Source organism: Pseudomonas sp. BTN1 (genome assembly GCF_001907715.1).
GTDB lineage: Bacteria > Pseudomonadota > Gammaproteobacteria > Pseudomonadales > Pseudomonadaceae > Aquipseudomonas > Aquipseudomonas paracarnis.
Genome location: NZ_MPBM01000019.1, coordinates 281,883 through 306,692, shown reverse-complemented (window position 1 = coordinate 306,692; position 24,810 = coordinate 281,883). Strand labels below are relative to the sequence as shown.

The 24,810-nt window shown below is 61.0% G+C and carries 25 protein-coding genes and 1 pseudogene; 18 read left to right on the top strand and 8 right to left on the bottom strand.

Annotated features, from left to right (window positions below):
* Positions 1 to 34: 34 nt before the first annotated feature.
* Positions 35 to 1,528, bottom strand: coding sequence for an aldehyde dehydrogenase (locus BMH52_RS09010; RefSeq protein ID WP_003195472.1), 1,494 nt, complete (start codon positions 1,526 to 1,528; stop codon positions 35 to 37).
* A gap of 230 nt (positions 1,529 to 1,758) precedes the next feature.
* Between BMH52_RS09010 and BMH52_RS09005 the strand changes: the two genes are divergently transcribed.
* Entirely contained in the window at positions 1,759 to 2,121 is a 363-nt protein-coding gene (locus tag BMH52_RS09005; RefSeq protein WP_014720478.1) for a cupin domain-containing protein, read from the top strand.
* Between the two features lie 152 nt (positions 2,122 to 2,273).
* Here the strand turns inward: BMH52_RS09005 and rpmG are convergent, their stop codons facing one another.
* A complete protein-coding gene (gene rpmG, locus BMH52_RS09000; protein WP_003176906.1) occupies positions 2,274 to 2,429 on the bottom strand; it encodes a 50S ribosomal protein L33 in 156 nt (51 codons plus the stop codon).
* Between the two features lie 11 nt (positions 2,430 to 2,440).
* A complete protein-coding gene (rpmB, locus tag BMH52_RS08995; protein ID WP_003176907.1) occupies positions 2,441 to 2,674 on the bottom strand; it encodes a 50S ribosomal protein L28 in 234 nt (77 codons plus the stop codon).
* A 457-nt stretch (positions 2,675 to 3,131) separates the two neighbouring features.
* Here rpmB and BMH52_RS08990 point away from each other — a divergent pair, with 457 nt between their 5' ends.
* On the top strand, positions 3,132 to 4,724 hold the full coding sequence (locus BMH52_RS08990) for an ABC transporter substrate-binding protein (RefSeq protein WP_014720479.1): 1,593 nt from the start codon (positions 3,132 to 3,134) through the stop codon (positions 4,722 to 4,724).
* A gap of 54 nt (positions 4,725 to 4,778) precedes the next feature.
* On the opposite strand, the gene radC is transcribed toward BMH52_RS08990, so the two are convergent.
* Positions 4,779 to 5,453 (bottom strand): DNA repair protein RadC, encoded by a 675-nt coding sequence (gene radC / locus BMH52_RS08985; RefSeq protein ID WP_014720480.1) that lies wholly within the window; start codon positions 5,451 to 5,453, stop codon positions 4,779 to 4,781.
* Between the two features lie 142 nt (positions 5,454 to 5,595).
* Between radC and coaBC the strand changes: the two genes are divergently transcribed.
* The 4 genes and pseudogenes from coaBC to argB all read left to right on the top strand — a co-directional run bounded on the left by coaBC (position 5,596) and on the right by argB (position 9,851).
* On the top strand, positions 5,596 to 6,804 hold the full coding sequence (gene coaBC / locus BMH52_RS08980) for a bifunctional phosphopantothenoylcysteine decarboxylase/phosphopantothenate--cysteine ligase CoaBC (protein ID WP_003195481.1): 1,209 nt from the start codon (positions 5,596 to 5,598) through the stop codon (positions 6,802 to 6,804).
* A 5-nt stretch (positions 6,805 to 6,809) separates the two neighbouring features.
* Positions 6,810 to 7,265 (top strand): dUTP diphosphatase, encoded by a 456-nt coding sequence (dut, locus tag BMH52_RS08975; RefSeq protein ID WP_014720481.1) that lies wholly within the window; start codon positions 6,810 to 6,812, stop codon positions 7,263 to 7,265.
* Positions 7,266 to 7,518: 253 nt separating this feature from the next.
* Positions 7,519 to 8,925, top strand: a pseudogene (locus BMH52_RS08970) (phosphomannomutase/phosphoglucomutase); the annotation flags it as partial.
* Positions 8,926 to 8,945: 20 nt separating this feature from the next.
* Complete coding sequence (gene argB, locus BMH52_RS08965; protein ID WP_003213275.1) at positions 8,946 to 9,851, top strand: acetylglutamate kinase; 906 nt, start codon at positions 8,946 to 8,948, stop codon at positions 9,849 to 9,851.
* A gap of 166 nt (positions 9,852 to 10,017) precedes the next feature.
* On the opposite strand, the gene pyrE is transcribed toward argB, so the two are convergent.
* Entirely contained in the window at positions 10,018 to 10,662 is a 645-nt protein-coding gene (gene pyrE, locus BMH52_RS08960; protein ID WP_014720483.1) for an orotate phosphoribosyltransferase, read from the bottom strand.
* A gap of 82 nt (positions 10,663 to 10,744) precedes the next feature.
* On the opposite strand from pyrE, the gene BMH52_RS08955 reads away from it, so the two are divergent.
* Complete coding sequence (locus tag BMH52_RS08955) at positions 10,745 to 11,524, top strand: exodeoxyribonuclease III (protein WP_003195493.1); 780 nt, start codon at positions 10,745 to 10,747, stop codon at positions 11,522 to 11,524.
* A gap of 59 nt (positions 11,525 to 11,583) precedes the next feature.
* On the opposite strand, the gene BMH52_RS08950 is transcribed toward BMH52_RS08955, so the two are convergent.
* Positions 11,584 to 11,952 carry a DUF4870 domain-containing protein gene (locus BMH52_RS08950; RefSeq protein ID WP_003195495.1) on the bottom strand — a complete coding sequence of 123 codons (369 nt, stop codon included), beginning with the start codon at positions 11,950 to 11,952 and terminating at the stop codon, positions 11,584 to 11,586.
* A gap of 22 nt (positions 11,953 to 11,974) precedes the next feature.
* Positions 11,975 to 12,697 (bottom strand): ribonuclease PH, encoded by a 723-nt coding sequence (gene rph, locus BMH52_RS08945; protein WP_003195497.1) that lies wholly within the window; start codon positions 12,695 to 12,697, stop codon positions 11,975 to 11,977.
* 286 nt (positions 12,698 to 12,983) lie between these two features.
* Between rph and BMH52_RS08940 the strand changes: the two genes are divergently transcribed.
* The 6 genes from BMH52_RS08940 to BMH52_RS08915 all read left to right on the top strand — a co-directional run bounded on the left by BMH52_RS08940 (position 12,984) and on the right by BMH52_RS08915 (position 18,277).
* Positions 12,984 to 13,847, top strand: coding sequence for a YicC/YloC family endoribonuclease (locus BMH52_RS08940; protein ID WP_073843432.1), 864 nt, complete (start codon positions 12,984 to 12,986; stop codon positions 13,845 to 13,847).
* 10 nt (positions 13,848 to 13,857) lie between these two features.
* Complete coding sequence (gmk, locus tag BMH52_RS08935; RefSeq protein WP_019818119.1) at positions 13,858 to 14,478, top strand: guanylate kinase; 621 nt, start codon at positions 13,858 to 13,860, stop codon at positions 14,476 to 14,478.
* 167 nt (positions 14,479 to 14,645) lie between these two features.
* Positions 14,646 to 14,909, top strand: coding sequence for a DNA-directed RNA polymerase subunit omega (gene rpoZ, locus BMH52_RS08930; RefSeq protein WP_003195508.1), 264 nt, complete (start codon positions 14,646 to 14,648; stop codon positions 14,907 to 14,909).
* 60 nt (positions 14,910 to 14,969) lie between these two features.
* On the top strand, positions 14,970 to 17,075 hold the full coding sequence (gene spoT / locus BMH52_RS08925; protein WP_003195510.1) for a bifunctional GTP diphosphokinase/guanosine-3',5'-bis pyrophosphate 3'-pyrophosphohydrolase: 2,106 nt from the start codon (positions 14,970 to 14,972) through the stop codon (positions 17,073 to 17,075).
* 24 nt (positions 17,076 to 17,099) lie between these two features.
* Positions 17,100 to 17,480 (top strand): RidA family protein, encoded by a 381-nt coding sequence (locus BMH52_RS08920; protein WP_003176922.1) that lies wholly within the window; start codon positions 17,100 to 17,102, stop codon positions 17,478 to 17,480.
* Positions 17,481 to 17,536: 56 nt separating this feature from the next.
* Complete coding sequence (locus tag BMH52_RS08915; RefSeq protein WP_014720485.1) at positions 17,537 to 18,277, top strand: hypothetical protein; 741 nt, start codon at positions 17,537 to 17,539, stop codon at positions 18,275 to 18,277.
* A gap of 125 nt (positions 18,278 to 18,402) precedes the next feature.
* On the opposite strand, the gene BMH52_RS08910 is transcribed toward BMH52_RS08915, so the two are convergent.
* Complete coding sequence (locus BMH52_RS08910) at positions 18,403 to 19,254, bottom strand: SDR family oxidoreductase (protein WP_020302849.1); 852 nt, start codon at positions 19,252 to 19,254, stop codon at positions 18,403 to 18,405.
* A gap of 188 nt (positions 19,255 to 19,442) precedes the next feature.
* On the opposite strand from BMH52_RS08910, the gene exbB reads away from it, so the two are divergent.
* The 5 genes from exbB to recG all read left to right on the top strand — a co-directional run bounded on the left by exbB (position 19,443) and on the right by recG (position 24,762).
* Positions 19,443 to 20,426, top strand: a complete 984-nt coding sequence (exbB, locus tag BMH52_RS08905) for a tonB-system energizer ExbB (RefSeq protein ID WP_032873316.1) — start codon at positions 19,443 to 19,445, stop codon at positions 20,424 to 20,426.
* A 6-nt stretch (positions 20,427 to 20,432) separates the two neighbouring features.
* A complete protein-coding gene (gene exbD / locus BMH52_RS08900; protein WP_003195519.1) occupies positions 20,433 to 20,858 on the top strand; it encodes a TonB system transport protein ExbD in 426 nt (141 codons plus the stop codon).
* The gene (locus BMH52_RS08895) at positions 20,855 to 21,601 is read left to right on the top strand and encodes an energy transducer TonB (RefSeq protein ID WP_003195521.1); all 747 of its coding nucleotides are present in this window, start codon (positions 20,855 to 20,857) and stop codon (positions 21,599 to 21,601) included. Before exbD ends, BMH52_RS08895 begins: the two co-directional genes overlap by 4 nt.
* Positions 21,602 to 21,757: 156 nt before the next feature.
* Complete coding sequence (locus BMH52_RS08890) at positions 21,758 to 22,678, top strand: hydrogen peroxide-inducible genes activator (RefSeq protein WP_003195523.1); 921 nt, start codon at positions 21,758 to 21,760, stop codon at positions 22,676 to 22,678.
* An 8-nt stretch (positions 22,679 to 22,686) separates the two neighbouring features.
* Complete coding sequence (gene recG, locus BMH52_RS08885; RefSeq protein ID WP_073843441.1) at positions 22,687 to 24,762, top strand: ATP-dependent DNA helicase RecG; 2,076 nt, start codon at positions 22,687 to 22,689, stop codon at positions 24,760 to 24,762.
* Positions 24,763 to 24,810 lie beyond the last annotated feature (48 nt).

Here is a 24,810-nt window from a genome sequence, read left to right as displayed (position 1 = left end):
CAGGCTCGCTCCTACAGGGGATCAGCAGTGTTGCTTAGAGCTTGATCCAGGTCGCCTTCAGCTCGGTGTACTTGTCGAATGCATGCAGCGACTTGTCGCGGCCATTACCCGACTGCTTGAAACCACCGAACGGAGCGGTCATGTCGCCGCCGTCGTACTGGTTAACCCACACGCTGCCGGCGCGCAGAGCCTTGGCCGTCAGGTGTGCCTTGGAGATATCCGCCGTCCACACCGCCGCAGCCAGGCCGTATTGGGTGTCGTTGGCGATGGCGATGGCTTCTTCGGCGCTGTCGAAAGTGATCACCGACAGGACCGGGCCAAAGATCTCTTCCTGGGCGATCTTCATGGCATTGGTCACGCCGTCGAAAATCGTCGGCTCGACGTAGGTGCCGCCGGACTCTTCCAGGGTGCGCTTGCCACCCGCGACCAGCTTGGCGCCGTCGGCGTGGCCGGCTTCAATGTACGAAAGCACGGTGTTCATCTGTTGCGTATCCACCAATGCACCCACAGTGGTGGCTGGGTCCAGTGGATTGCCGGGTTTCCAGCCCTTGAGGGCCTCGATCACCAGCGGCAGGAAGGTGTCTTTGATCGAACGCTCGACCAGCAGGCGCGAGCCGGCAGTGCAGACTTCGCCCTGGTTGAAGGCAATGGCGCTGGCGGCGGATTCGGCCGCCGCTTGCAGGTTCGGCGCGTCGGCAAACACGATGTTCGGGCTCTTGCCACCGGCTTCCAGCCATACACGCTTCATGTTCGACTCGCCGGAGCGGATCAACAGTTGCTTGGCGATCTTGGTGGAGCCCGTGAACACCAGGGTATCGACGTCCATGTGCACCGCCAGGGCGTTACCCACGGTGTGGCCATAGCCAGGCAGCACGTTGAACACGCCTTTTGGAATACCAGCCTCAACGGCCAACGCGGCGATGCGGATGGCGGTGAGCGGGGATTTTTCGGACGGCTTCAGGATGACAGAGTTGCCGGTGGACAGCGCCGGGCCGAGTTTCCAGCACGCCATCATCAACGGGAAGTTCCACGGCACGATGGCGCCAACAACACCGACGGGCTCGCGGGTCACCAGGCCCAGTTGATCGTGGGGCGTGGCGGCGACTTCGTCGTAGATCTTGTCGATCGCCTCGCCGCTCCAGCTCAGGGCTTGCGCCGCGCCGGGGACGTCGATGTTCAGGGAATCGCTGATGGGCTTGCCCATATCCAGGGTTTCAAGCAGCGCCAGCTCTTCGGCGTTGGCCTTGAGCAGCGCGGCGAAACGGATCATGACGGACTTGCGCTTGGCCGGTGCCAGGCGCGACCACACGCCGGAATTGAAAGTGGCACGCGCATTTTCCACGGCGCGCTGGGCATCGCTGGCATCACAGCTGGCGACAGTGGCCAGCAAGCGCCCATCCACCGGGCTGATGCATTCGAAGGTGTCACCGGAAACGGCGGCGGTGTATTCGCCATTGATATAGGCGCGGCCTTCGATTTTCAGAGCCTTGGCGCGTTGTTCCCAGTCGGCACGGGTCAGGGTGGTCATGCGAGTGTCCTCCTCTTATTGAATACAAGGGCCTGGGAGGTTTATCCCGGCGCCATCACGAATGCTTGCCCGACCAGCCTGCTGTTCGGCTCAAGGCAGCTGCCACCCTAAACCAGCGGCTGGGGATGTTTCAATATATTTGACATAACGGCGGCAAACGCCCTTGCGATGTTCATTTTAATAAACATAGACTTTGGACTCTCCAACCGCAGGCCAGACGGGAAATGCACATGAGCATCCAGGACATCGTCGATTTCAGCCAAGCCAACACCGCCCCCGAACGCTACCGCCCTGCCGCCGAGAAAATCCTCAAGGGCGATCCCGAGCAGACACTCTACAACCACTACAACAGCCCATGCGGCCAGATGAACGCCGGCGTCTGGGAAGGTGAAGTGGGCCAGTGGAAGGTCAACTACACCGAGCATGAGTACTGCGAGATCGTGCAAGGCGTGTCGGTGTTGCGTGATGCCGAGGGGAATGCCAAGACCCTGCGGGCCGGCGATCGCTTTGTGATCCCTGCCGGTTTCAGCGGTACCTGGGAAGTGCTGGAAGCGTGCCGCAAGATCTACGTGGTGTTTGAAGAGAAAGCCTGATCATTGATTGATCGACAACGGGACGCTGAGCGTCCGAGACGGCATTCCCACGCAGAGCGTGGGAACGATCAGCAAGCCTGATCACCAAACCCCAGGCAAAAAAAAGCCCGCATCGTGAGATACGGGCTTTTTTTCACAAGGAGGAAAATCAATTACTTGATTTTGCCTTCTTTGTAGATCACGTGCTTGCGAACGCGCGGGTCGAACATTTTCTTTTCGAGCTTGTCCGGGGTAGTACGCTTGTTCTTGTCGGTAGTGTAGAAGTGACCAGTACCGGCGCTAGAGATCATTCGAATCAATTCACGCATGATAGAGCTCCTTAGATCTTGCCAGCGGCGCGGATTTCGGCCAGCACGACAGTGATGCCACGCTTGTCGATAATACGCATGCCTTTAGCAGATACGCGCAGACGCACGAAACGTTTCTCTTCTTCAACCCAGAAGCGGTGATGCTGCAGGTTCGGCAGGAAACGACGACGGGTTTTGTTATTTGCGTGGGAAATGTTATTCCCAGTCACCGGACCCTTACCGGTAACTTGACAGACTCTCGACATGCCTCAGCCCTCTAAAACCACATGCCCAACCCGGCATGGGTTGGCCGCTTAATCTCTCAGTCATTTGGCGCCAGGCGCCGCGTTTCTTTAGGGTCTTACCGGCTACACCTACAGTGAAGGAACCGGGCCCCTAGAAAAGAGCGCTGCTTTATACCAGAAAGACCCCAGTGCAACAACAACCTGTGTACTTTTAGCAGCGTAAATCTTGGCCACAAGTGCCTGAACCGCTGCCAGGAGGGGCCGCTGTAACAGCCGACCGCTCGTCGCACAGAATGATTTACAACGCCTGCGGTCACAGGGAAGTGCACGGCGAAACACGCTGAGGCGCCATCAAAACAGCATTTTGGCCAAAAGCACAGGCAAAAATGGGCTAGTCATTTATCAATCAGACCTCTACGGTAGGCTTTTTCCAGACTGCACTCGCAGATGGGCCTTCGATCTGCACAGGAAACCGAATATGCGCCTCGCTGCCCTACCGCTATTGCTTGCCCCTCTCTTTATTGCGCCGATGGCCGTTGCGGCCACCAACTTGAGCGTATGCACCGAGGCCAGCCCCGAAGGCTTCGATGTGGTGCAGTACAACTCACTGACCACCACCAACGCCTCGGCCGACGTGCTGATGAACCGTTTAGTGGAATTCGACGCGGCCAGTGGCAAGTTGGTACCGAGCCTTGCAGACAGCTGGGAAGTGTCGCCCGATGGGCTGACGTACACCTTCAAACTGCACCCCGATGTGAAATTCCATCGCACCAGTTATTTCAGCCCAAGCCGCACCTTGACCGCCGAAGACGTGCGCTTCAGCTTCGAGCGCATGCTCGACCCGGCCAACCCGTGGCACAAGATCGCCCAGAGCGGCTTTCCTCACGCCCAATCCCTGCAATTGCCCACACTGGTCAAGAAAATCGACGCCCTTGACCCACTGACCGTGCGCTTCACCCTCGACCATGCCGATTCCACCTTCTTACCAGCACTGAGCATGGGCTTTGCCTCGATCTATCCGGCTGAATATGCCGATAAATTGCTCAAGGCCGGCACACCCGAGAAGCTCAACAGCCAGCCAATCGGCACCGGCCCGTTTGTGTTCGTGCGTTTCCAGAAAGATGCCGTGGTGCGTTACAAGGCCAACCCGGACTACTTCGCCGGCAAACCGGCGGTGGATAACCTGATTTTCGCCATCACCCCGGACGCCAACGTACGCCTGCAGAAGCTGCACCGCGATGAATGCCAGATCGCCCTGTCACCCAAGCCCCTGGATGTGGGCGAGGCCGAAAAAGACTCGGCGCTGAAGGTGGAAAAAACCGCCGCCTTCATGACCGCGTTCGTCGCCATCAACAGCCAGCACCCACCGCTGGACAAGCCCGAAGTGCGCCAGGCGATCAACCTGGCCTTTGACAAGGGCAGCTACCTCAAGGCCGTGTTCGAAGGCACCGCCGAAGCAGCCAACGGTGTCTACCCGCCGAACACCTGGAGCTATGCCAAGGAGTTGCCAGGCTACCCGCAGGACCTCGCCAAAGCCAAGGCGCTGCTGGGCCGCGCCGGGCTCAAGGACGGCTTCAAGACCACAATATGGACCCGCCCTACGGGCAGCCTGCTGAACCCCAACCCGAACCTCGGCGCCCAACTGTTGCAGGCCGACCTGGCCAAGGTTGGCATCCAGGCCGAGATTCGCGTGATCGAATGGGGCGAGTTGATCCGCCGCGCCAAGGCCGGCGAGCACGACTTGCTGTTCATGGGCTGGGCCGGCGACAACGGCGACCCGGATAACTTCCTGACGCCGCAGTTCTCATGCGCAGCGGTGAAGTCCGGCACCAACTTTGCCCGCTATTGCGACCCCACCCTGGATAAGTTGATCAGCGCGGGCAAAACCACCAGTGAGCAAGGTGTGCGCAGCAAGCTGTATCAGCAGGCCCAGGCGCAGATCCAGCAACAGGCGCTGTGGCTGCCACTGGCGCATCCGACGGCGTTTGCCTTGACCCGCAAGAACATCCAGGGGTACCAGGTAAGCCCGTTCGGGCGCCAGGACTATTCGAAAGTCAGCCTCAAGCCCTAAGGCACACTCCCACCTGTAGGAGCGAACTTGCTCGCTCCTACAGAGGCCGGACCGTTACAACCAACCGTATTCAGCCATCGACAGCGGGTCGCCATCGCCCACGATGATATGGTCCAGCACCCGCACATCCACCACGTCCAGCGCCTTTTGCAGCAGCTTGGTCAATTTTCGATCAGCCGCGCTGGGCTCCGCGCTCCCCGACGGGTGGTTGTGGCACAGGATCAACGCCGCCGCGTTGTACGCCAAGGCGCGCTTGACCACTTGTCGCGGATAGACAATCGCAGCGTCGATGGTGCCCTGGGAAATGACCTCGAACCCCAGCACCCGATGCTTGGAGTCCAGAAACAGGCAGCCGAATATCTCATGGGGCTCATGGCGCAGCAGCGCCTTGAGGTACTCGCGCACGGCCAACGGGCTCTCCAGCACCGAGTCAGCCCGCAAGCGCTCAGCCAAGTGGCGCCGGGACATTTCCAGCACCGCCTGCAGTTGGGCGAACTTCGCCGGCCCCAGCCCCAGATGCTGGCTGAACAACGTCTGGCTGGCCTCCAGTAACGGGCGCAGGCCACCGAATTGCGCCAACAGATGGCGCGCCAGATCCACCGCACTTCGCCCGGCAACCCCCGTACGCAGGAAAATCGCCAACAGCTCGGCATCGGACAGGCTCGCTGCGCCGCCTTCCAATAATTTCTCCCGCGGACGCTCCGCCACGGGCCAATCACGAATACTCATCCCACCTCCCTGTATCTGCTCCGCTGTTGCCCGGCGGGCGCTGTGTTATCGTAGGGCCCTCTTTTTTGCCGGCGATTTCACCTGGGGAGGGGTCATCGCAGGCGTCACTGAACTGGCATCACTGAACTGGAAAGGCAAACCAATGCAGCGTCTGTATCGGAAACGCATCGTTCTCGGCGTCGGCGGCGGCATTGCCGCCTACAAGAGCGCAGAGTTGGTTCGCAGGCTCCTGGACCAGGGCGCCGAAGTGCGCGTGGTCATGACCCGTGGTGGCAGTGAGTTCATCACCCCGCTGACCATGCAAGCCCTGTCCGGCCACCCGGTTCACCTCGACCTGCTGGACCCGGCCGCAGAAGCCGCCATGGGCCATATCGAACTGGCCAAATGGGCCGACCTGGTGCTGATCGCCCCGGCCACTGCCGACCTGATCGCCCGCCTGGCCCAGGGCATTGCCGATGACCTGCTCACCACCCTGGTATTGGCCACCGACGCCACCGTCGCTATAGCACCGGCCATGAACCAGGCCATGTGGCGCGATCCGGCCACCCAGGCCAATACCCAACTCCTGCAAACCCGCGGCCTCAAGGTGTTCGGCCCGGCTTCCGGCAGCCAGGCCTGCGGCGACGTCGGCCTGGGCCGCATGCTCGAAGCCACGGACCTGGCGCAGTGCGCCGCCGAGTGCTTCCAGCATCTGGCCCTGACCGGCAAGCACGTGCTGATCACCGCCGGCCCGACCCAGGAAAACATCGACCCGGTGCGCTACATCACCAACCATAGCTCAGGAAAAATGGGCTTCGCGTTGGCAGAAGCTGCGGTCGAGGCAGGCGCACGGGTCACACTGATCACAGGTCCCGTGCATCTGCCGACCCCTGATCGCGTCACGCGGATCGACGTAGTCAGCGCCCGGGACATGTTGGCGGCCTGCGAAGCCGCCATTCCCTGCGACCTGTTTATCGCCTCGGCAGCGGTTGCGGATTACCGCCCGGAGGTCGTGGCCCCGCAGAAGCTCAAGAAAGACCCTACGAGCGGCGACGGCCTGCTCCTGCAAATGGTGCGTAACCCGGACATCCTGGCCACCATCGCAACCCGTCCAGACCGTCCGTTCAGCGTCGGTTTCGCTGCCGAGACCGAGCACCTGCTGGACTACGCCGCACGCAAACTGAAAGACAAAAACCTCGACCTGATCGTTGCCAATGATGTCGCCAACCCGAGCATCGGCTTCAACAGCGAGGAAAATGCGTGCAGCGTGATCGACCGCGAACTGCACGCCACCCTTTTCGCCCAGACCAGCAAGGGCAAGATTGCCCGCCAACTGATCTCTTTTATCGCCCAACGGCTGAACCAGGTTTAATGTCCATGCACGCTTTGCAAGCCAAGATTCTCGACCCACGCCTCGGCAACGAATTCCCTCTGCCGGCGTACGCCACGCCGGGTTCCGCCGGCCTGGACCTGCGCGCCATGCTCAAAGAGGACACCGTCCTTGAGCCGGGCCAAACCATCCTGATTCCCACTGGCCTGTCGATCTATGTCGGCGATCCTGGCTTGGCGGCGCTGATCCTGCCGCGCTCCGGCCTGGGTCACAAACATGGCATCGTGCTCGGCAACTTGGTCGGCCTGATCGACTCCGACTACCAGGGCGAGTTGATGGTGTCGTGCTGGAACCGTGGCCAGACTGCTTTCAACATCGCCGTCGGCGAGCGCATCGCCCAACTGGTATTGGTGCCGGTGGTGCAGGCGCATTTTGAATTGGTGCAGGAATTCGACGAAACCCAACGCGGCGCAGGCGGTTTTGGGCATTCCGGCAGTCACTGACTAAGCTGAACGTGGCCGGATGCAATCGTCCGGCCACGCGCCACCGCCCGGCTTTTCAGGATGAAGAATGCGCGGAAATAATCATCGAGATTTCTCTAATGAAATCAAAGGACTACGTAAAAATAATGCTAGCGCCGAAGCGCCGATGGCATTTTTACACCACGAACTCTCTGCCGAAAACGCCGTCATACCCTTCAGTTTGAGCCTGCCGGCCAGCCACATCAGGCCCGCCTTGCCCCCTTCAGATGGAGTTTCCCCCGCGATGAGTACCGCAGCCCGCGTAGCCCCGACCTTTCCCGACAGCATTTTTCGCGCCTATGACATCCGTGGTGTGGTCCCCAAGACCCTGACCGCCGAAACCGCCTACTGGATCGGCCGCGCCATCGGCTCCCAGAGTCTGGCCCAAGGCGAACCCAACGTTTCGGTAGGCCGTGACGGCCGCTTGTCTGGCCCGGAGCTGGTCGAGCAACTGATCCAGGGCCTGGCTGACAGCGGCTGCCACGTCAGCGACGTCGGTCTGGTGCCAACCCCCGCGCTGTACTACGCCGCCAACGTACTGGCGGGCAAATCCGGGGTCATGCTTACCGGCAGCCACAACCCGTCGGACTACAACGGCTTCAAGATCGTCATCGCTGGCGACACCCTGGCCAATGAGCAGATCCAGGCCCTGCACACCCGCCTGAAGACCAACGACCTGACCCGCGGCACAGGGACCATCACCAAGGTTGACATCCTGCAACGCTACTCCGATGAAATCACCCGTGACGTCAAGCTCGCCCGCCGCTTGAAAGTCGTGGTGGACTGCGGCAACGGCGCAGCGGGTGTGATTGCCCCGCAATTGCTCGAAGCCCTGAACTGCGAAGTGATCCCACTGTTCTGCGAAGTGGACGGCAACTTCCCCAACCATCACCCAGACCCAGGCAAGCCGGAAAACCTGGTGGACCTGATCGCCAAGGTCAAGGAAGTGGGCGCCGACGTCGGCCTGGCCTTCGATGGCGACGGGGACCGTGTGGGCGTGGTGACCGAAACCGGCGAGATCGTGTTCCCGGACCGCCTGTTGATGCTGTTTGCCCGCGACGTGGTTGCGCGCAATGCCAACGCCGAGATCATCTTCGACGTGAAATGCACGCGTCGCCTGACGCCATTGATCAAGGAGTACGGCGGTCGCCCGCTAATGTGGAAGACCGGTCACTCGTTGATCAAAAAGAAAATGAAGGAAACCGGCGCGCTGTTGGCCGGTGAAATGAGCGGCCACGTGTTCTTCAAGGAGCGCTGGTTCGGGTTTGATGATGGTATTTACAGCGCCGCTCGCCTGCTGGAGATCCTCAGCAAGGAGAAATCCACGGCCGAAGAGCTGTTTCAGACCTTCCCGAATGATATTTCTACGCCAGAGATCAATATCCATGTGACCGAGGAGAGCAAATTCAGCATCATTGACGCATTGCACGATGCGCAATGGGGTGAAGGCGCCAACCTGACCACCATTGATGGTGTGCGAGTCGATTACGCCAAAGGCTGGGGCCTGGTTCGCGCGTCTAACACCACGCCGGTGCTGGTCCTGCGTTTCGAGGCGGATACCGAGGCTGAGTTGCAGCGCATCAAGGACGTGTTCCACGCCCAGTTGAAACGTGTTGCCCCTGATCTCCAATTACCGTTCTGATTTTTTGCCCGGAGCCCTGAATGACCCTCGAACGCGAAGCCGCTGCCAACACCGCCAAGGTCCTGTCCGAAGCGTTGCCTTATATTCGACGCTACGTCGGCAAGACGCTGGTGATCAAGTACGGCGGCAATGCCATGGAAAGCGATGAGCTGAAAACCGGCTTTGCGCGCGACATCGTGCTGATGAAGGCCGTAGGGATCAACCCCGTGGTTGTCCACGGCGGCGGCCCGCAAATCGGCGACCTGCTCAAGCGGTTGTCCATCGAGAGTCACTTCATCGATGGCATGCGCGTCACTGACGCGCAAACCATGGACGTGGTGGAAATGGTCCTCGGCGGCCAGGTCAACAAAGACATCGTCAACCTGATCAACCGCCATGGCGGCAGCGCCATCGGCCTGACCGGCAAGGATGCGGAACTGATCCGCGCCAAGAAACTGACCGTGACCCGCAAGACGCCGGAGATGACCCAGCCGGAAATCATCGACATCGGCCAGGTGGGCGAAGTCATCGGCATCAACACCGATTTGCTCAACCTGCTGGTCAAGGGCGACTTCATCCCGGTAATTGCGCCGATCGGCGTGGGTGCTAATGGCGAGTCCTATAACATCAACGCCGATCTGGTAGCCGGTAAGGTGGCGGAAGCACTGAAGGCTGAAAAGCTGATGCTGCTGACCAACATCGCCGGCTTGATGGACAAGGAAGGCAAGGTACTGACCGGCTTGACTACCCAGCAGGTAGACGACCTGATCGCCGACGGCACCATCTACGGCGGCATGTTGCCGAAGATCCGTTGCGCACTGGAAGCGGTGCAGGGCGGCGTCGGCAGCTCGCTGATCCTGGATGGCCGCGTGCCAAATGCAATCCTGCTGGAAATCTTCACCGATACTGGTGTGGGCACGCTGATCAGTAACCGCAAGCGTCCTTAACCGCTGCAAAGCAAAAAGCCCCGCTCAATCGAATTGAGCGGGGCTTTTTGTTTGTACACAGTTCAAATGTGGGCGCTGGCTTGCCTGCGATGACGGCAGTACATTCTAAAATGCACCGCCTGACACACCGCTATCGCGGGCAAGCCCGCTCCCACAGGATTCAGTGTCAGACGCCGAACTGCTCGCGGTAGGCACGCACCGCCGGCAAATGCTGCTTGAGCTGCGGGTCATCTTCCAGGAACTGCAACACCTGGTTCAACGACACGATGCTCACCACCGGAATGCCGAAGTCACGCTCCACTTCCTGGATCGCCGACAACTCACCGTTGCCGCGTTCCTGGCGGTTCAAGGCGATCAGTACACCGGCAGCCTTGGCGCCGTCCTGGGAAGCGATGATCTGCATCACTTCACGGATAGCAGTACCCGCGGTGATCACGTCATCGATGATCAGCACCTCGCCGGTCAATGGCGCGCCGACCAGGCTGCCACCTTCACCATGGGCCTTGGCTTCCTTACGATTGAAACACCACGGCAAGTCCTGCCCGTGATGCTCCGCCAGCGCTACCGCCGTCGCCGCTGCCAGGGGAATACCCTTGTAGGCCGGGCCAAAGAGTACGTCGAAGGAAATACCGCTCTCAACGATGGCTGCCGCATAGAAACGGCCCAGCTGAGCCAGGGCCGAACCTGAGTTGAACAGGCCCGCATTGAAGAAGTACGGGCTGGTGCGCCCGGACTTGAGGGTGAACTCACCGAAGCGTAAAACGCCGCGATCGATGGCAAAACGAATGAAATCGCGCTGATACGCCTGCATGAAAAAAGCCTCAGATACCACGGATTTAGCTAATTGGGTGGACGGCGTGTATCATACACGCACGCGATTTTTGGGGCCATTTATGCGGATCATCAGTGTGAACGTTAATGGTATTCAGGCTGCAGTCGAGCGTGGTTTGCTCAGTTGGCTGCAAGCACAGAATGCCGACGTCATCTGCCTGCAGGACACCCGTGCCTCCGCCTTTGAACTGGACGACCCAGCCTTCCAACTGGATGGCTACTTCCTTTATGCCTGCGATGCCGAAGTGCCCACCCAAGGTGGCGTGGCTTTGTACTCGCGGTTGCAACCCAAGGCGGTCATCAGCGGCCTCGGCTTCGAGACAGCCGACCGCTACGGGCGTTACCTGCAAGCCGATTTCGACAAGGTCAGCATCGCGACCTTGCTGCTTCCTTCCGGGCAGAACGGCGATGAAGACTTGAACCAGAAATTCAAGCTAATGGACGATTTCGCCCGTTACTTGGATAAACAGCGACGTAAACGTCGCGAGTACATTTATTGTGGCTCGCTGTACGTGGCGCAACAGAAGCTGGATATCAAGAACTGGCGCGACAGCCAGCAATCCCCAGGCTTCCTGGCGCCGGAACGCGCCTGGATGGACGAGATTGTCGGCAACATGGGCTATGTCGATGCCCTGCGCGAAGTCAGCCGCGAAGGCGACCAGTACAGCTGGTGGCCAGATAACGAACAGGCTGAGATGCTCAACCTGGGCTGGCGTTTCGACTACCAGCTGCTGACCCCAGGCCTGCGCCGGTTCGTACGCAGTGCACGCCTGCCGCGCCAGCCGCGCTTCTCGCAGCACGCGCCGCTGATCGTGGACTACGACTGGACATTGACCATCTGAGGTCGTTTTCCAGGCACAAAAAAACCGACACTGATGTCGGTTTTTTTGTGGCCGTTCGGTTACTTGACCAGGCGCCAGGTCCACGGATAGCGATAGGCAATGCCTTTGTTGGCCTTGATACCGGCGATGATCGTCAGTATCAACGCCCCGATCACCAGCACGGTCATCAGCAAGAAGCCAACAACCACGAAGCCCAACAAGAGGCACACCAGCCAGGCGATCGCCACGGTGATCTGGAAATTCAGCGCCTCCTTGCCCTGGTCATCGATGAGCGGGTCCATGTCCTTCTTGAATTGCCACAGGATCAACGGCCCCAGCAAGCTGCCGAAGGGGAATACCAACCCCAGGAATGCCGCAAAATGACACAACATTGCCCACTGGCGTACTTCCTTGGACGGGGCCGGGACCGGCAACTGGCTGTCATTCATGGCGCTTCTCCTTGGGGCCGGCTCAGTCAGCCAGCGCGGCGTTCTGCAATTCAAAGATTTCGGTCATGCCTTTCTGGGCCAAGGCCAGCATGGCGTTCAGCTCAGCCGGCTGGAATGGCGCGCCTTCGGCAGTGCCCTGCACTTCGATGAAACCACCGGTGCTGGTCATGACCACGTTGAGGTCGGTCTCGGCGGCCGAGTCTTCCAGGTAGTCCAGGTCCAACACAGGCTCGCCCTGGTACATGCCAACCGACACAGCGGCGATCATCTGCTTGAGCGGGTCACCCGCTTTCAGGCCGCCACGCTTCTTGATCACTTTCAGTGCGTCGACCAGGGCCACCATGGCGCCGGTGATGGACGCCGTGCGGGTGCCGCCATCTGCCTGGATCACGTCGCAGTCGACGTAGAGGGTCACGTCACCCAGCTTGGACATATCCAGGGCGGCACGCAGGGAACGGCCGATCAAGCGCTGGATTTCCAGGGTACGCCCGCCTTGCTTGCCACGGCTGGCTTCACGCTGGTTACGCTCGCCAGTGGCGCGCGGCAGCATGCCGTATTCAGCGGTCAACCAACCCTGGCCCTGGCCCTTGAGGAAGCGCGGCACGCCGTTTTCGACGCTGACAGTGCAGATGACCTTGGTATCGCCAAACTCGACCAGTACGGATCCCTCGGCGTGTTTGGTGTAGTTGCGGGTGATGCGGATCGAGCGGAGCTGATCGGCAGCGCGACCACTTGGACGTTTCATAGGGGATACCTGTACTGAGGACGAAAAACTGCCGAGCATTATAGAGCCGCAAGCCGGTTCGGGGCACTTCTAAAAAATCCGGTTACCAATGCCCGGGTTTGGGCGCCTACCTCCCACTGCGCTACAATCCTGCGCCTCCAGACTGTAGGAGCGAGCTTGCTCGCGAAAAACGCCAACAATTACGGGGGCTTCCTGATTCAGCGCGGCGCCTTGCGTTCTTCGCGAGCAAGCTCGCTCCTACAGGTCGGCCTGGCCAATTTCTATTTATCCAACGCGAGGTACCTCCATGGTGCACAGCATGACCGCCTTCGCCCGTGTCGAAAAAGCCGGGACCCAAGGCACCCTCAGCTGGGAACTGCGCTCGGTCAACAGCCGTTACCTGGAGCCGCACCTGCGCCTGCCAGAGTCGTTCCGCGACCTCGAAGGCGCCGTGCGTGAAGCGCTGCGCCAGGGCATTTCCCGTGGCAAGCTGGAATGCACCCTGCGCTTTACCGAAGAAACCACCGGCAAGCCGCTGCAGGTCGACCGCGACCGCGCCGCCCAACTGGTGGCCGCTGCCGAAACCATCGCCGGCCTGATCAAGCAGCCGGCCGCATTGAACCCTCTGGAAGTATTGGCCTGGCCCGGCGTGCTGGTGGCCGACGCGGCTGACCCACAGGCCCTGAATGCCGAAGCCCTCGCCCTGTTCAACCAGGGCCTGAAGGAACTCAAGGCCGGCCGTGAGCGCGAAGGCGCCGAACTGGCGCGCCTGATCAGCGAGCGGCTGACGTCGATCGAAGCCGACGTAGTGACCCTGCGTGAACTGGTACCGCAGATGCTCGCCACCCAGCGCCAGAAGGTCCTCGACCGCTTCACCGACATGAAGGCCGACCTCGACCCGACGCGCCTGGAACAGGAAATGGTCCTGCTCGCACAGAAGAGCGACGTGGCCGAAGAACTCGACCGCCTGAGTACCCATATCCTTGAAGTGCGCCGCGTACTCAAGTCGGGCGGTGCCGCCGGTCGGCGCCTGGACTTCCTGATGCAGGAACTCAACCGCGAAGCCAATACACTGGGCTCCAAGGCGTTCGACCCGCGCAGCACCACGGCGGCGGTCAACCTCAAAGTGTTGATCGAGCAAATGCGCGAACAAGTACAGAATATTGAGTAAGGCACCCTCCATGACCCACAGCACCGGCACCCTTTACATCATTTCCGCCCCTTCGGGCGCGGGCAAGAGCAGCCTGGTCAAGGCCTTGACCGACGCTGACGAGCAGATCCGCATTTCGGTCTCGCACACCACCCGCGCCATGCGCCCGGGCGAAGTGGACGGCGTGCACTATCACTTCGTCGAGCGTACCGAGTTCGTCAAGATGATCGAACACGGTGACTTCCTGGAGCGCGCCGAAGTGTTCGGCAACCTCTACGGCACCTCGCAGAGCCACCTGCAACAGACCCTGGACGAAGGCCACGACCTGATTCTGGAGATCGACTGGCAGGGCGCCGAGCAAGTGCGCCAGCTGATGCCCAAGGCGCGCTCCATCTTCATCCTGCCGCCCTCGCTCCAAGCCCTGCACCAGCGTCTGACCAACCGTGGCCAGGACAGCGACGAGATCATCGAAGGTCGCATGCGTGAGGCCGTCAGCGAAATGAGCCACTACGTCGACTACGACTACCTGATCATCAATGACGACTTTACCCACGCATTGGACGATTTGAAGGCGATTTTCCGCGCCAACCAACTGCAGCAAAAGCGCCAACAGCAGCGTTTCGGCAAATTACTCGCCGAATTGCTCGGTTGATTGGCGCTTCCCAAAACAGCTGCAAGGGCCTTACATTGGCACTTGTAGCGGTTTTGCGAAGGCCTGCGAAAAATCAGCGCTTCCCTAAACGCTGGTGATTTTTTAAACTGCTCAGTCCGCTCGCCCAACCGGGCAGCGCGCATCTTGCATTCGCTCCGAGGAATACCATGGCCCGCGTAACCGTTGAAGACTGCCTAGAACACGTGGATAACCGCTTTGAGCTGGTCATGCTCTCTACCAAGCGTGCCCGTCAACTGGCCACTGGCGGCAAAGAGCCCCTGGTCCAGTGGGAAAACGACAAGCCTACCGTTGTAGCCCTGCGTGAAATCGCTGAAGGCCTGATGAGCTACGAGTTCATCGCCAACGCCGAAATCGTTGAAGACGAACCGCTGTTTGCAGCGTTCGAAGGCGAGTCCAACGAGGACGTCTAAGCCTATGCCTGGTCGACGTAGCACGGCGCGGGGTCACAGCCATCGGCAGGAGTTCACACTTTGCCGAGCATAGACGCCCTCGCCGATCGCTTATCGGCCTACCTCGGCGCCGACCAGGTCAACCTGGTTCGCCGAGCGTATTTCTACGCCGAACAAGCCCACGACGGCCAACGCCGCCGTAGCGGCGAGGCGTATGTCACCCATCCTCTTGCGGTGGCCAATATTCTTGCCGACATGCACATGGACCATCAGAGCCTGATGGCCGCGATGCTGCATGACGTGATCGAAGACACCGGCATTGCCAAGGAAGCGCTCAGTGCGCAATTTGGCGAAACCGTGGCCGAACTGGTCGATGGGGTCAGCAAGCTGACCCAGATGAACTTCGAGACCAAGGCCGAAGCCCAGGCGGAAAACTTCCAGAAGATGGCCATGGCCATGGCCCGAGACATTCGGGTGATCCTGGTCAAGCTGGCCGACCGGCTGCACAACATGCGCACGCTGGAAGTGCTGTCCGGCGAAAAGCGCCGACGCATCGCCAAGGAAACCCTGGAAATCTATGCGCCCATCGCCAACCGGCTGGGCATGCACGCCATTCGTATCGAATTCGAAGACCTCGGCTTTAAAGCCATGCACCCCATGCGTTCGGCGCGCATCTACCAGGCGGTCAAGCGCGCACGGGGCAATCGCAAGGAAATCGTCAACAAGATCGAAGAGTCCCTGAGCCATTGCCTGGCGATCGACGAAATCGAGGGCGAGGTCAGCGGCCGGCAGAAGCACATCTACGGCATCTACAAAAAGATGCGCGGCAAGCGCCGGGCCTTCAACGAGATCATGGACGTGTACGCGTTCCGGATTATCGTCGACAAGGTCGATACCTGCTACCGCGTGCTGGGCGCTGTACATAATTTGTACAAGCCGCTGCCGGGCCGCTTCAAGGACTACATCGCAATTCCCAAGGCCAACGGCTACCAGTCGCTGCATACCACCCTGTTTGGCATGCACGGCGTGCCGATCGAGATCCAGATCCGCACCCGCGAAATGGAAGAAATGGCCAACAACGGCATTGCCGCCCACTGGCTGTACAAGTCCAGCGGCGACGAGCAGCCCAAAGGCACCCATGCTCGCGCGCGCCAATGGGTCAAGGGCGTGCTGGAAATGCAGCAACGTGCCGGCAACTCCCTGGAATTTATCGAAAGCGTGAAGATCGACCTGTTCCCGGACGAGGTCTACGTGTTCACGCCCAAAGGCCGGATCATGGAGCTGCCCAAAGGCTCCACGGCGGTCGATTTTGCCTACGCAGTGCACACCGATGTCGGCAACAGCTGCATCGCCTGTCGCATCAACCGGCGCCTGGCCCCGCTGTCCGAACCACTGCAAAGCGGTTCCACGGTGGAGATCGTCAGCGCACCGGGCGCTCGCCCCAACCCGGCCTGGCTCAACTTTGTGGTCACCGGCAAGGCGCGTACGCATATTCGCCACGCGCTGAAATTGCAGCGCCGCTCCGAATCCATCAGCCTGGGCGAACGCCTGCTGAACAAGGTGCTCAACGGCTTCGACAGCGCCCTGGACAAGATCCCGCAAGAGCGCGTGCAAGCGATGCTCCACGAGTACCGCCAGGAAACCATCGAAGACCTGCTGGAAGATATCGGCCTGGGCAACCGCATGGCTTACGTGGTTGCGCGCCGCCTGCTGGGCGAAGGCGAACAGTTGCCGAGCCCTGAAGGCCCGCTGGCAATTCGCGGCACCGAGGGCCTGGTGCTCAGCTACGCCAAATGTTGCACGCCGATCCCGGGCGACCCGATTGTCGGCCACTTGTCCGCCGGCAAAGGCATGGTGGTGCACCTGGACAACTGCCGCAACATCACTGAAATCCGCCACAACCCGGAAAAATGCATCCAGCTCTCGTGGGCCAAGGATGTCACCGGCGAATTCAACGTCGAACTGCGAGTTGAGCTGGAGCACCAGCGCGGCCTCATCGCCCTGCTGGCCAGCAGCGTCAACGCCGCCGACGGCAATATCGAGAAAATCAGCATGGACGAACGCGATGGTCGCATCAGCGTGGTCCAACTGGTGGTCAGCGTGCACGACCGCGTGCACCTGGCCCGCGTGATCAAAAAGTTGCGCGCCTTGACCGGTGTGATCCGCATCACCCGCATGCGTGCATAACCGATCCATTACAAGGAGTCATTCATGACCAAGACAGTTATCACCAGCGATAAAGCTCCAGCCGCCATCGGCACTTATTCCCAGGCGATCAAGGCGGGCAACACCGTCTACATGTCCGGCCAGATCCCGCTGGACCCAAAGACCATGGAACTGGTTGAAGGCTTCGAAGCCCAGACCGTACAGGTCTTTGAAAACCTCAAGTCCGTGGCTGAAGCTGCCGGTGGTTCGTTCAAGGACATCGTCAAGCTGAACATCTTCCTCACCGACCTCAGCCACTTCGCCAAGGTCAACGAGATCATGGGCAAGTACTTCGAACAACCTTACCCAGCCCGCGCCGCCATCGGCGTTGCCGCCTTGCCAAAGGGCGCACAGGTTGAGATGGACGCCATTCTGGTCATCGAGTAAAACACCCGGCGCAGCCCCAAAAGGCTGCGCCGACTTCGTTTCAGAAGGATTTCGTAATGCGCAAAGCGCTTGTAGCCTCTTCGTTGCTCGCCCTGTTGCTCGGTGGCTGTGCCAGTAACCCCGCCGACCTGGATGTAAGCGGTACCTGGATCAACCAGGCCGCCATCGACGCGGCAGCCAAGGGCGGCCCTTTGCGTGAAGCCCTGCAGTCTTATGGCCCCAACCTTGAGTGGGAGGTCAACACCAAGGCCTTGCAGGCCCGCTACTACAACGGTTTTGAAGTGGCGGAAGGCAAGTTGTCGGGTGAAGAGCCCGGCGCATGGAACGTGGATTTCTATGGCAGCTCTGCCACCGAACTCAAGCGCAAAGGCAAGCAACTGCTGCAAGTGGCCAACGACAACGAGCCCGAGCAGCTGTTTGCCCGCGCCAAAGACCCGGCCCCAGAAGGCGCGCCACTGGGCGCCAACTTCGAACGCGCGCTGTACGCGGCCTATATGGGCGGCGACTGGAAGATCAGCGACGGCACCGGCAGCGGCGCCACGGTGCAGTTCCAGGCAGACGGCAAGGTCGCCGGCCTACCGGGGGTTGATCGTTATTCACTCTGTCTGGCAGGCGATTGCGCCTCCATGAGCGGCGGCTATGACAGCATCTGGCTGCAACTGAACGGCCAGGGCAACCCTTGGATCTTCGCGCGCAAGGGTGAGCAACTGGAGATCTTCCAGGCGATCAATACCGCACAGGCCGATGAAGTGCCTTCGTTTACGCCAGGCCCTCGCCAATGGTTGCTTGAAAAGTAATAAAAGCCTCACCCAAATCCAAATGTGGGAGCTGGCTTGCCTGCGATGACGGTATTACATCCAACAAAGATGTGATTGATATACCGCTATCGCAGGCAAGCCAGCTCCCACATTTTTTGCGCGCTTCAGCCTTTCAGAATCGCCGCATAGCCTTCCCGGTAAGTCGGGTATGTCGGCATCCAGCCAAGCGCCTTGATACGCGCATTACTGCATTGTTTGCTGCCAGCACGGCGCACACTTGCATCTTCAGCCCACTCGGTCACACCCAGGTACTCGCGCAACCAGGCCACCACCTCGGCCAGTGGTGCCGGCGCATCGTCAACGCCGATGTAGACCTTGTCCAGCGAACCGCCCTTTTCCACATGCCGCAGCAAAAAGGCGAGCAGGCCCGCGGCGTCATCGGCGTGGATACGGTTGCCATACAACGGCGGGTCAATCGCTACGCGATAGCCTTGGCGAACCTGAGTGAGCAGCCATTCACGACCCGGGCCGTAAATCCCGGTCAGTCGCACGATGGTCGCTGGAATACCGCTGTTGAGCGCCACCTGTTCAGCCTCCAGCATCACCTGCCCGGAATAGCCCTTCGCTTGCGTCTCGGACGTTTCGTCGACCCACTCGCCGTTTTGCTGCCCATACACACTGCTGCTGGAGACAAACAGCAAATGCTTGGGCGTCTGGCCGTAGTCTTCCAGCCACTCCAGCACATGCAGCAACCCTTGCACGTAGGCGGCGCGATAGCCGGCTTCGTCGTGGTCAGTGGCAGCGGCGCAATACACTAGGTAATCCACCCCGCCGATGGGCCAGGTGTCAGGGCAGTCCTTTTTGAACAGGTCGCCGGCGATGCCGATCACCCCGTCGGGCAGGCGCGAAATATCGCGGCGCAGGCCGTGAACCTCCCATTCCGAGGCCAGCAATTGGCTAGCCAGCCGACTACCCACATCACCGCAACCGGCAATCACAACAGAAGGCACAGACATCACAAAACTCCATTCTCAAAGGCGCAGATTAGCCGCGCGAGTGGATCAACGGCCAGTAAAAAGCGAAATAAAGTAACAGTGCCACTTTAGTTAACAAGAATTACTTGCAATAATAACCGCCCATTTGTCCTCGACCCGAAATGGTCTGGAAGGACGATCACCCATTTTTTCTCTCAGGTCCGGCCAGCATGACACGTCATACAAACCCCGCTTCGCCAACCAAGCTTCACAGCCCCTCCCGCGCCTGGCGTGCGATTGCTGCGATGCTGTTCAGCGTATTGCTGGCACCGACCGCCGCATTCGCTGACGCCACTGCCCCCGCCGCTCCGGCCGCTGCCGAGCAAAATGCCGCTACTGCGGCAACGCCTGCCGTCGCGCCAGTGGCCACCGACCCGGCCCAGGCCGCCGGCGCCGCCGCACCTGCCGACGAAACCGGCGTGGTGCTTGAGGAAGACAACACCCTGGGCATGGCCCACGACTTGTCACCATGGGGCATGTACCAGAATGCTGACGTGGTGGTGAAAGCCGTCATGATCGGCCTGGCCATTGCCTCGATCATCACCTGGACCATCTGGATTGCCAAAGGCTTCGAGCTGTTGGGCGCCAAGCGTCGTCTGCGCGCTGAAATCGTCCACCTGAAAAAAGCCACCACCCTCAAGGAAGCGAGCGAAACCGCGACCAAGAAGGGCACCCTGGCTAACCTGCTGGTGCACGACGCACTCGAAGAAATGCGCCTGTCGGCCAACACTCGCGAAAAAGAAGGCATCAAGGAGCGCGTCAGCTTCCGCCTGGAGCGCCTGGTTGCCGCCTGCGGCCGTAACATGAGCAGCGGCACCGGCGTACTCGCTACCATCGGTTCCACCGCACCCTTCGTCGGCCTGTTCGGTACCGTGTGGGGCATCATGAACAGCTTCATCGGCATCGCCAAAACCCAGACCACCAACCTCGCCGTCGTTGCCCCCGGCATCGCCGAAGCCCTGCTGGCTACCGCCCTGGGCCTGGTTGCCGCGATTCCTGCGGTGGTGATCTACAACGTCTTCGCCCGTTCGATTGCCGGCTACAAGGCTCAGGTATCGGATGCATCGGCTGAAGTCCTGTTGCTGGTCAGCCGTGACCTCGATCACCTGCCTACCGAGCGCAGCTCGCAACCGCACATGGTGAAAGTGGGGTAATCGGCCATGGGCCTGCATTTGAATCAAGGCGACGACGAACTCGTCGAGAACCACGAAATCAACGTCACGCCGTTTATCGACGTGATGCTGGTGCTGCTGATCATCTTCATGGTGGCGGCACCGCTGGCGACCGTGGACATCAAAGTGGACCTGCCCGCGTCCAGCGCCAAGCCGGCGCCGCGGCCAGAGAAACCGATATTCCTCAGCGTCAAGGCGGACCAACGCCTGTTCCTGGGCGAAGAAGAGGTCAAGGCTGAAACCCTGGGGCCGGTGCTGGATGCCAAGACCCAAGGCAAGAAAGACACGACGATCTTCTTCCAGGCCGACAAAGGCGTGGACTATGGCGACCTGATGAGCGTGATGGATGCCCTGCGGGCAGCCGGCTACCTCAAGGTAGGCCTGGTCGGACTTGAGACGGCAGCCAAGAAATGATCACGACGCGCCACAAACTGACGCGTTATGGCACCAGCCTCGCCGTCGTGCTGGGCGTGCATGCCGTCGCGATTATCATCGCGCTCCAATGGTCCGCGCCGCAGGCGATCCAGCTGCCACCCGCCGCCATGGTCATCGACCTGGCGCCGCTGCCAGCGCCACCGCCGCCTCCAGCACCGCCCAAGGTCGTTGCGCCGCCGCCACCACCGGTCGAAGAGCTGCCCCTGCCGAAGCTGGCCGAGGCGCCCAAGCCAACGATCCAGGTGCCCAAGCCGGTCAAGCCCAAGCCTAAGCCACAACCGCCAAAGCCGGTGGAGAAGAAGCCCGAGCCGCCCAAGGAGAAACCTTCCGAGGAGCCACCGAGCGAAACGCCGCCGAGCAACGCACCTGCGCAGAAGTCCGCCCAGCCTACACCGGGCCCGTCGGCACAGCAGCTGGCCGCCCAGGCATCCTGGCAAAGCACGTTGCTGGCGCACCTGCAGAAGTACAAGAAGTACCCGCCCGGCGCCCAACGCAGTGGCAAGGAAGGTATGAACCGCTTGCGCTTCGTGGTCGATGGCGAAGGCAATGTGCTGTCCTACGAACTGGAAGGCCGCTCCGGCAACGCCGACCTGGACCGTGCAACGCTTGAGATGATCCGCAAGGCTCAGCCGCTACCCAAGCCACCGGCAGACCTGTTGAAAAACGGCAGCGTCGAACTGGTCGCGCCGTTCGTCTACAACATCGACAAGCGTCGCCGCTGACAGAGCACTGTGGGAGGGACTGGTGCCCTCCCACATTCGCTTTATTACCTCAGCAAAATTCCGACACTCCCCACTCAATCCCCAGCAAAGTTCTGATAACGTGCGTCTATCGATTGCAGCCGGTATGCTTGGCCCGCAACCTCATGGACGCCCGCTATGACTCTCACAGAATTACGCTACATCGTGACCCTCGCCCAAGAACAGCACTTCGGCCATGCAGCCGAGCGTTGCCACGTCAGCCAGCCGACGCTGTCGGTGGGTGTGAAAAAGCTTGAAGACGAACTCGGTGTGCTGATTTTCGAGCGCAGCAAGAGCGCCGTTCGCCTCACCCCGGTGGGCGAAGGCATCGTTGCCCAGGCGCAGAAGGTCCTGGAACAGGCGCAAAGCATTCGCGAATTGGCCCAGGCCGGCAAGAACCAGCTGACCGCGCCGCTCAAGGTCGGCGCGATCTATACGGTCGGCCCCTACCTGTTCCCGCACCTGATCCCGCAACTGCATCGCGTCGCGCCGCAGATGCCGCTGTATATCGAAGAAAACTTCACCCACGTGCTGCGCGACAAACTGCGCAACGGCGAGCTGGACGCGATCATCATCGCCCTGCCCTTCAACGAAGCGGACGTGCTGACCCTGCCGCTCTACGACGAGCCGTTCTATGTACTGATGCCAGCCTCTCACCCGTGGACCAAGAAGGACACCATCGACGCCGGCCTGCTCAACGACAAGAGCCTGCTGCTGCTCGGTGAAGGCCACTGCTTCCGCGACCAGGTGCTGGAAGCCTGCCCGACCCTGACCAAGGGCAACGACGGCGCCAAGCACACCACGGTGGAATCCAGCTCCCTGGAAACCATTCGCCATATGGTCGCTTCCGGCCTGGGCATTTCGATCCTGCCGCTGTCTGCGGTAGACAGCCATCACTACGCCCAGGGCGTGATCGAAGTTCGCCCACTCACGCCGCCGGTGCCGTTCCGTACCGTAGCTATTGCCTGGCGCGCCAGCTTCCCGCGCCCCAAAGCGATTGAGATCCTCGCGGACTCGATCCGTCTGTGTTCGGTGGCCAAGCCGCCCGTTGCGAGCTAAGCCACGGTATGACTGAGCTGTCGCAGGTGTCGGTGACGGCACTCAAGGGTGTCGGTGAGGCCATGGCCGAGAAGCTGGCCAAGGTCGGCCTGGAGAACCTTCAGGACGTGCTGTTCCACCTGCCCCTGCGCTACCAGGACCGCACCCGCGTGGTGCCCATCGGCCATTTGCGCCCTGGGCAAGACGCGGTGATCGAAGGCACCGTCAGTGGCGCCGACGTGGTGATGGGCAAGCGCCGCAGCCTGGTGGTGCGCCTGCAGGACGGCACTGGCGGCTTGAGCTTGCGCTTCTACCACTTCAGCAACGCGCAGAAGGAAGGCCTCAAGCGTGGCACCCGCGTGCGCTGCTATGGCGAGGCACGCCCAGGCGCATCGGGCCTGGAAATCTACCACCCGGAATACCGCGCCATTACCGGCGATGAGCCGCCGCCGGTGGACACCACGCTCACGCCGATCTACCCGCTGACCGAGGGCCTGACCCAGCAACGCCTGCGCCAGTTGTGCATGCAGACCCTGACCATGCTCGGCCCGCAAAGCCTGCCCGATTGGCTGCCCCTGGAGCTGGCCCGCGACTATCAGCTGGCGCCCCTGGCCGATGCGATCCGGTATTTGCATCACCCGCCCGCCGATGCCGATGTGGACGAACTCGCCCTCGGTCATCACTGGGCCCAGCATCGCCTGGCCTTTGAAGAACTGCTCACGCACCAGCTGTCCCAGCAACGCCTGCGCGAAAGCATGCGTTCCCTGCGCGCCCCGGCGATGCCCAAGGCCACGCGGCTGCCTGCGCAATACCTGGCCAACCTCGGCTTTGCGCCGACCGGCGCGCAACAGCGTGTGGGCAATGAAATCGCCTACGACCTCAGCCAGCAAGAACCGATGCTGCGGTTGATCCAGGGTGACGTAGGCGCCGGCAAGACCGTGGTCGCTGCCCTCGCCGCCCTGCAAGCCCTGGAAGCTGGCTATCAAGTGGCGCTGATGGCACCGACGGAAATCCTCGCCGAACAACACTTCATCACCTTCAAGCGCTGGCTCGAACCGCTGGGCCTGGAGGTGGCGTGGCTGGCTGGCAAGCTCAAAGGCAAAAACCGCGTGGCCGCCCTGGAGCAGATCGCCGCCGGAGCACCGATGGTGGTGGGCACCCATGCGCTGTTCCAGGACGAAGTGCAGTTCAAGAACCTTGCGCTAGTGATCATCGACGAACAGCACCGATTTGGCGTGCAACAGCGCCTGGCCCTGCGCCAGAAAGGCGTGGGCGGGCGCATGAACCCGCACCAGTTGATCATGACCGCCACGCCGATCCCACGCACCCTGGCCATGAGCGCCTACGCCGACCTCGACACCTCGATCCTCGACGAACTGCCGCCGGGGCGTACGCCGGTCAACACCGTGCTGGTCACCGACACCCGACGTGTCGAAGTGATCGAGCGCGTGCGCGGTGCCTGCGCCGAAGGCCGCCAGGCGTACTGGGTGTGTACCCTGATCGAAGAGTCCGAAGAACTGACCTGTCAGGCCGCCGAAACCACTTATGAAGACCTCACCAGTGCCTTGGGTGAGCTCAAAGTGGGGTTGATCCATGGCCGTATGAAACCGGCGGAAAAAGCCGCGGTAATGGCCGAGTTCAAGGCCGGCAACCTGCAATTGCTGGTGGCTACCACCGTGATTGAAGTGGGCGTGGACGTCCCCAACGCCAGCCTGATGATCATCGAAAACCCCGAACGCCTGGGCCTGGCGCAGCTGCACCAGCTGCGCGGGCGGGTTGGCCGGGGCAGTGCCGCCAGCCACTGCGTGCTGCTCTATCACCCGCCACTGTCGCAGATCGGTCGCCAGCGACTGGGCATCATGCGCGAAACCAACGACGGTTTTGTTATCGCCGAAAAAGACCTCGAACTGCGCGGCCCCGGTGAAATGCTCGGCACGCGCCAGACCGGCCTGCTGCAATTCAAGGTCGCCGACCTGATGCGCGATGCCGACCTGCTGCCCGCCGTGCGCGATGCTGCGCACGCATTGCTCGAACGTTGGCCCGATCACGTCAGCCCCTTGCTCAACCGCTGGCTGCGGCACGGCCAGCAATACGGCCAAGTGTGACGCCTGACGCACTTATCCGACCAACACCCGTATCAAGCTGGTTATACT